At 55.0% G+C, this 6900-nt stretch carries 5 protein-coding genes; 1 reads left to right on the forward strand and 4 read right to left on the reverse strand.

From position 1 onward, the window contains the following. Positions 1-976 precede the first annotated feature (976 nt). Positions 977-1999 carry a LacI family DNA-binding transcriptional regulator gene (locus tag VJ698_RS22255; protein ID WP_324105009.1) on the forward strand — a complete coding sequence of 341 codons (1023 nt, stop codon included), beginning with the start codon at positions 977-979 and terminating at the stop codon, positions 1997-1999. A gap of 93 nt (positions 2000-2092) precedes the next feature. On the opposite strand, the gene folD is transcribed toward VJ698_RS22255, so the two are convergent. From folD to VJ698_RS22275, 4 genes are all read right to left on the reverse strand, one after another. Continuing rightward, positions 2093-2971 (reverse strand): bifunctional methylenetetrahydrofolate dehydrogenase/methenyltetrahydrofolate cyclohydrolase FolD, encoded by an 879-nt coding sequence (folD, locus tag VJ698_RS22260; RefSeq protein ID WP_324105010.1) that lies wholly within the window; start codon positions 2969-2971, stop codon positions 2093-2095. A gap of 105 nt (positions 2972-3076) precedes the next feature. Beyond that, positions 3077-3868 (reverse strand): HpcH/HpaI aldolase family protein, encoded by a 792-nt coding sequence (locus VJ698_RS22265; RefSeq protein WP_324105011.1) that lies wholly within the window; start codon positions 3866-3868, stop codon positions 3077-3079. 230 nt (positions 3869-4098) lie between these two features. Then, positions 4099-4812 (reverse strand): hypothetical protein, encoded by a 714-nt coding sequence (locus VJ698_RS22270; RefSeq protein WP_324105012.1) that lies wholly within the window; start codon positions 4810-4812, stop codon positions 4099-4101. Beyond that, complete coding sequence (locus tag VJ698_RS22275; protein WP_324105013.1) at positions 4802-6718, reverse strand: ASKHA domain-containing protein; 1917 nt, start codon at positions 6716-6718, stop codon at positions 4802-4804. The genes VJ698_RS22270 and VJ698_RS22275 overlap by 11 nt, the downstream gene beginning before the upstream one ends. Positions 6719-6900: the final 182 nt, after the last annotated feature.

Raw genomic sequence — 6900 nt, forward strand, 5'->3', positions numbered from 1 at the left:
CGTTCAGAAGCGAAACCACGTCCCCTCCCGCGTCAACCGCCCCCTGAACAATCGCCACCACCGTCTTGCGGTCGCCCTTGCAGATCGCGTTGAACAGCGCATCTCTATCAGTCACGTCCTCTTCCTTTCGCAGATATCCAGGTCGCCAGTCAGCACAAGACCGGCGCCGGTGCCGTTACTTGTGTCAGCGTCAAGGCAGTAAGGCTGTAGAGCTCTGTCAGCTTGACGCACACTAAATAAAGGCTCGCCTTATCCCGTGGGTTAACGGCCGTACTCCAAAGTCAAGCGAAGACCTAGTCCTCGTTGCATGCGTATGCATTGTGTTCTCATTCGAATATCGTGTCAACCAATTTTTAGCTGTTTTTGCCCAACTTGCATCTCCCAAATTTCCTATTTCTTGGAATGGCATTAATTGAATTATTCGGTTGCATACGCATGCCAATAGCGAGGTCATTGCTGATCTGTTATATTTCTATGGCTTCGCAGATATCCTGCATAACCACTCAATTGTCGTTGCCGGGAGACCGACTACTTTGGCGCCAGGGGATCTGCCCTGCGTGTTTTAGTCACAGGGTTCACTCAAATCGGAAGGTAGCGGGAAGTCGCTTGTCGCGGGATAGCGACGCGTTAGCCGGACATGTTGGAATGCGCAATAGGCGAGTTCACTGCGTCATGCATTTCATGCATATCAGGTACACTGCTCTTTTGCTGGCGAGTGAAAGAACTATCACTCCTTGATCACAAATTAACTCATAAGAGTTCTCAACGCTCAGCACACGACAAGACTGTCAGACCACTCCAATGAACCGCCGAATTTTTGCCGATTTGCTGAATAACGCGCATGCGGCTTCTGCCGTTGCTGTCGGTCACCGCCGTCAGCTTGAACACCATATGGATTTCGTTGCGTATCAAGCAGGTGGCGTCGGGGTGAGAGTCGCCGGTTGTGTCGAGGAAGCTCAGGCTTAATGGAAAAGAGATGAAGACACCGGTAACTTCGTTCGATGTAGCCCGCCTTGCGGGTGTCTCGCAATCAGCTGTCAGTCGCACCTTTACACCAGGCGCCAGCGTGTCGAAAGCGACGCGGGAAAAAGTTCTTGAGGCAGCCCGCAAACTCGGCTACCGTCCGAATGCCCATGCCCGCAGCCTCATCACTGGTCGCTCCAACATCATTGGGCTGGTCCTCTCTGACCTTGACAATCTGTTCTATCCGCTTGCGCTGGAGAGGCTGGCCAAATGCCTGCAAGCCGACGGCTTCCATGTGCTGCTGTTCATCACTGAAAACAACAATTCGGACAGCCTGATTGGCGAACTATTGCAATATAATGTCGACGGTATCGTGCTGGCATCAACGACGTTGTCGTCGGGTCTGGCGCAACATTGCGCTGACGCCAACATTCCGGTAGTTCTGTTTAACCGCGTGCTGTCGAAGGACGACACGGGCGCAGTAAGCTCGGTTCGGTCGGATAATATTAGTGGCGGCCAAGAAGTGGCCCGTTTCATGGCCGCTGCCGGCAATCGCCGCATTGCCTACATTACCGGTTACGAAGAGTCTTCGACCAGTATGGAACGTGAACGCGGGTTCCGCGAGGGTCTCGCCGAGTACGGAATGCGTGTCTATGCTCGCGCCATTGGGAACTACGATTTCGAGACCGCTCGCCGAGCGACGCTGGAACTGTTCAGCTCTTCAGACGATCATCCCGATGCAATTTTTGTGGCAAGCGACCATATGGCGTTTGCAGTGATGGACACACTACGCCACGAACTGAAGTTACGCGTTCCAGAGGATGTCTCCGTGGTCGGATTTGACAATGTACCCCAGGCGAACTGGCCGTCCTATCTGTTGACGACTGTGGAACAGCCCTTGGATCTCATGATCGAGGCGACTATTAGACTAGTACACCGCTCACTGGCTGATGAAGATACCGGTCCGCGGTGCGAAACCGTTGTTTTGCCCGTGCACCTGGTAATTCGCGAATCGGCAAGGAAGCCAGCCAAGTGAGCGGCGCCCGGCTGTATTACGCCTCACTGCAACTTGCAAGCAGCGGCCTGGCAGCGCTCCATGCTCGGCGACGCTGCCAGGTCACTCTGGAACTTATCTGTTAACACCGATCTGACATAGCGCCGCTTCAAGCGTGTTTTGTAGCAGGCAGGCGATAGTCATAGGTCCGACACCGCCGGGGACGGGAGTAATGGCTCCAGCAATTTCCTGCGCTTCCCGTAAATTGACATCACCAACAAGCCGCGTGCTTCCATCAGTCGTGGCAACACGGTTGATGCCCACGTCGATTACCGTTGCACCCGGCTTGATCCAATCGCCTCGGACAAATTCAGATTGACCAACTGCCGCGACGAGAATATCCGCACGACGACACTCACTTGCCACGTCGTGCGTGCGTGAATGAACGACAGTCACGGTGCAATGCTCGCGCAGCAATAGCGCTGACATCGGCTTTCCGACGATATTGGACCGGCCAATAATCACCGCATGCTTCCCCGACAGGTTCCCGAGATGATTCTTCAGAAGCATCAGACAACCCTTCGGGGTACAGGGAATGAGCGATGGCAAACCGGCATTGAGCCGCCCGACGTTCGTGACATGAAATCCGTCCACATCCTTCGCCGGATCGATCGAATCAATCACGGAGGCGCTGTCAAGATGACGTGGGAGTGGCAACTGCACAAGTATTCCGTGAACTACCGGATTCTTGTTGAGTTGGCCTATCAGATCAAGCAAGTCCTTCTGTGAGGTTTCAGAGGGGAGACGATGCTCAAATGAGCGCATTCCGACCGCTTCCGTCTGTCGCGCTTTGTTTCGTACATATACCTGGCTTGCCGGATCATCGCCGACAAGCACGACTGCCAGTCCAGGAACCAATCCGTATGTTTCGCGGATTGATGCGACCTCCTCGGCCATCTTTCGAGTCAAGTTCTCAGCAAATGCCTTACCGTCGATGATAGATGCTCTACTCATGCTCAATATCTTCTCCGTGCCAATTGTTCTACCTGCAGGTTCACGCCAACAGGTGTGAACCTGGGCGGACGCGTGGACTATGGATTTACGCCACGGCCATCTGCGTCAATAACCAGCTCCACGGGCGCCACTTTGCGCTGCCTGGCGAAATGCCTGTGTCATTAATCCTGTCGTGGTGCTAGCGAAATACCGCCCTCCCCAGGCAGCGTATTTATTCTCTTCGTCTTCACCAAGCGCCAGTACGCCTGGGCATTTCCCGGCCGCGGCCACGGCACGCAGTGCATGTTCGATCGCGCGCTGCACCTCGGCCTCGCCCCATCGATTTTCGTATCCCATGTTATGGGCCAGATCATTAGGCCCCACAAAAACTGCGTCAACGCCGTCCACCGCGGCGATCTCTGCGGCATTGGCCACGCCTTCGGGGGTTTCAATCATTACGACAAGTGCGATATGCTCGTTGCTCAATTTTGTGTGCGCCGGCCCGCCAAATGCCCCATAGCCGGCTGCGCGCGTGCTAAACGCACTGCCGCGCAGGCCGCTCACGCCGCTCCGGTGCGGATAGCGAATTTTCTGCACAATGTCAGCCGCCTGTTTTGCGGTGTCAACCATCGGTATTTGCACACCGCTAGCACCCATGTCGAGTATGCGCGCAATGTCCTGCTCGAAGCACCGCACAAGTGGCGGGATTCCGCTTGCTCTTGCCGCGCGCAGCATGTGCTCAGTGATCTGGAGATCAGAACTACCATGCTCGTTGTCGATAACAATGAAGTCAAAACCGGCGTAGGCGCACATCTCGACGATGGCGGGTGATGGAAGGCCGTTGAAAACGCCACGCAGGCGTTTTCCGCTACGCAGCAGGTCAGGCAGGCGTGGGTCAATTGGATGGAACTGATGCATCTCGAAATTCTCCTGGCAGTTTGTCTCGAAACCGGGCTGAAAAAAGCCAGCCCTGCTCGTCAGATAATGTGTTTAAAGTTTCACTTCACTCGTCACGCCCACTGGAGTAAGCGATCGGAAAGATCGATATATCGCTCTTGCATACGATTGCGTTTCTGATTTACCTTTGGGTAGTGGCGATTATCTTGCTGGTGAGTCGTTCCGCTTCGCACCTCTTGTTGGTCAGTGAGCTATGCACATGCTGGCTCAGCGCCGACATGCGCAGGATATGCAGCATCCTCGTCACCACAGAGTGGCGTACCGATCATCAAACCCAGGAGCGAGTGGAGCGGCGTGAGGCAGCCCGCGCTCGTTGTAGATACGGCAAGAGCATCGCTCCCGAATCGTTGTAGCAAGCGCCCGACTCCGCGCGGGTCCCATAGACGGGATGCGCCGCCATTGCCTCTCACAGCACCGTGGGGCGTTGGCATCTCGGTGCGAATCGCGTGTCGGACAAATCTATGGCCGGGATGGTCAGCGCAGACGCTTCGATGCGTATGGCGCGCCACGGCAAAGACTAACTCGCGTGCAATTTCATTCTGAAAATGATATGCGGCGTAGTCGCTTTCAAGCCAACGCATAGCCTCGCGTGAATCCAACCCGCATGTCACGAGATACAGGCATGCTTTCACATCTCCTGCAGTCGATGGTTCTACACGCGGTGTCAGCAGCAGTGGTTCATCGCCGTGCGTCAGGTCGTGCAAAATTTCAGCGGCATTGACTTCGATGACAGCAGCAGCGGGCTTTGCTAGTGTTTGCACACAGCGCAATGCCAAAGCGAGGCATTCTGACAGCTGCTCATACGCGGCATCCGTCCCCTTGCGAACGCGCTCGACGTCGCGGCGATTCGCCACGCGATCATGCGCCTGTGTCAAGAGGTCATCTCGATCGAAATCAATGTACATTTTCGTCTGCCTCCATATAACTTTGCGTCTGGTCATTGGGCGCTTCGTCAATTGCCTCAGGCAAGTACAGCGCGTCGATGAAATTACCCTCAAATGAATCGACGAGGTTTAGTTCAACGATGCGAGGACGCAGGTGTATCTCATGCATTACTTTCGCCCGCCCATAGTCGACCAAGGATAGATATGCGCCGGCTAGTGCACTATTTCCCATCACGACAAAGCGCTCCGTCGGCAGCCTGGGTAGCATGCCGATGCACATGGCGTTCTCAAGATTTATGTGTCGTGCAAAACCTCCGGCGAGAAGGATGCTACTGACATTGCCAATAGAGCGGCCCTCCTGCTCGAGTAATGTCTTGATGCCAGAGAAAATCGCTGCCTTCGCCTGCAAGATTTGCGCAATATCTGCCTCGGTGACTAGAATCTGCGAATCTTCCCGCGTCTTGGTACGCCTGGTGAGCGCGCAAGCGTGCACTGATTGTCCGGCGATATCGAGTTTCACGTGCCTATCGCATTCCTTGAGGCGTGCAATAACGAAACGACCGGCCCTGTTGATCAACCCCCGCTTAAAGCCTTCCGCAATAAAATCGATGATTGCGGAGCCGCAGACGCCTTTGGGTGGCGCGTCCTCGATGCACTCAATCGTAAATTCAAGATCCGGACCGATCTTGACGTGCGCAATTGCTCCTTTTGATGCACGACAGCCATGTAAGAGCCCCGCGCCCTCGAACGCAGGCCCGGCTGGCGTGGCGCAGCAAATAAGGCCATTCCGATCCTTGAGCACCATTTCGGCATTGGTCCCAATATCGACAAGCAAGGTCCCGTCCGGTTGCGACTCCAGTTCGGCAACGCAGATGTCCGCGGTAATATCACCACCGATATACCCGCTTATCGCCGGGATTACCTCAACATGAGCATCTGGATGTCCGTGCATGTGCAACTGACGTGCGGTCACCATCTCTGCGTAGCGGACGCATGGATTGAAGGGCAGCTTTCCAATGTTTGATACATCAAGACCGAGTAACAGGTGAGCCATCACTGTGTTACCGGCGATGACAAAAGACTTGATATTGTCCCGGGTGATACCTTCAGCATGGCACACGCTGTCGATAATAGGATTGATCGTATCAAGCACGACCAGACGTTGCAGACGCTCTACATTTTGCGCTGACTTGGCTGCCGAAATGCGTGAAGCAACATCGTCGGCCATTTCCACCTGTTGGTTATAACGTGCGGAATTTTGAAGTATGGCCCCTGTTTCCAAATTGATCAGCAAGCCAACAACTGTCGTCGTGCCGATATCAATTGCCATGCCGTAGGAACACCCAAGGCTGTCGCCGCCCTCAAGGTCAAATACCTTCCAATGGTCTCCGAATGCCGTCAGAGTGACGTTTATCATCTGAGCGCCAGTGCCAAGCAACCGACACAAGCGTTTCGTCATGCTCAAGGGCACACTGACAGATTCCAATCCGCTCGTTCGCCGAATTTCATCAACCATGCGCTCCTGGTCGGAGCGATGATCAGTCAGCGATGCTGCCGGCACGGCAACACAGATCTTTCTGATCGGCGGATTCACTGCTATGTTCGGCGGCAGGTAAAACTCGTGCTCTATTGCTCCGCCGATCTCGATCAAAGAACGTGAGGGTATCCGAACGACTGAGCGATTTCCAACCAGCTTCGTGCAGCAGGCAAGCACATTACGGGGATGAGAGGACGAGGTGGAGATCGGCTTGCCTGCAACCGTCACCTCTCCTTCCTCAAGAACGACCTTGCAGCCGCCGCATGTCCCCTCGCCCCCGCATCGCTTATTCAGGAAATATCCGTGGTCATGCAATATCTGGTCAAGCTCGAGACGAGTGACTTCATCGATCACCAGCTCGCTGTCGAATGTCTTAACGGTCAGTTCCATGGCTACGGTCTCGCATGATCAGTGCTGTTGGCGGCACGCCGCGTCAGGCGGCGACGCCAATGCAATCTTTCACGGCGCGTACGGCGTCTGTGGCATCCCGCCCGAATCCCGCCGCACCAATCTCATCGGCGTAGTCCTGCGTGATCACCGCCCCGCCCACCACAACCTTCACGTCCTCACGA

It is taken from the genome of Noviherbaspirillum sp. (assembly GCF_035254685.1).
Taxonomy (GTDB): Bacteria; Pseudomonadota; Gammaproteobacteria; order Burkholderiales; family Burkholderiaceae_D; genus Noviherbaspirillum.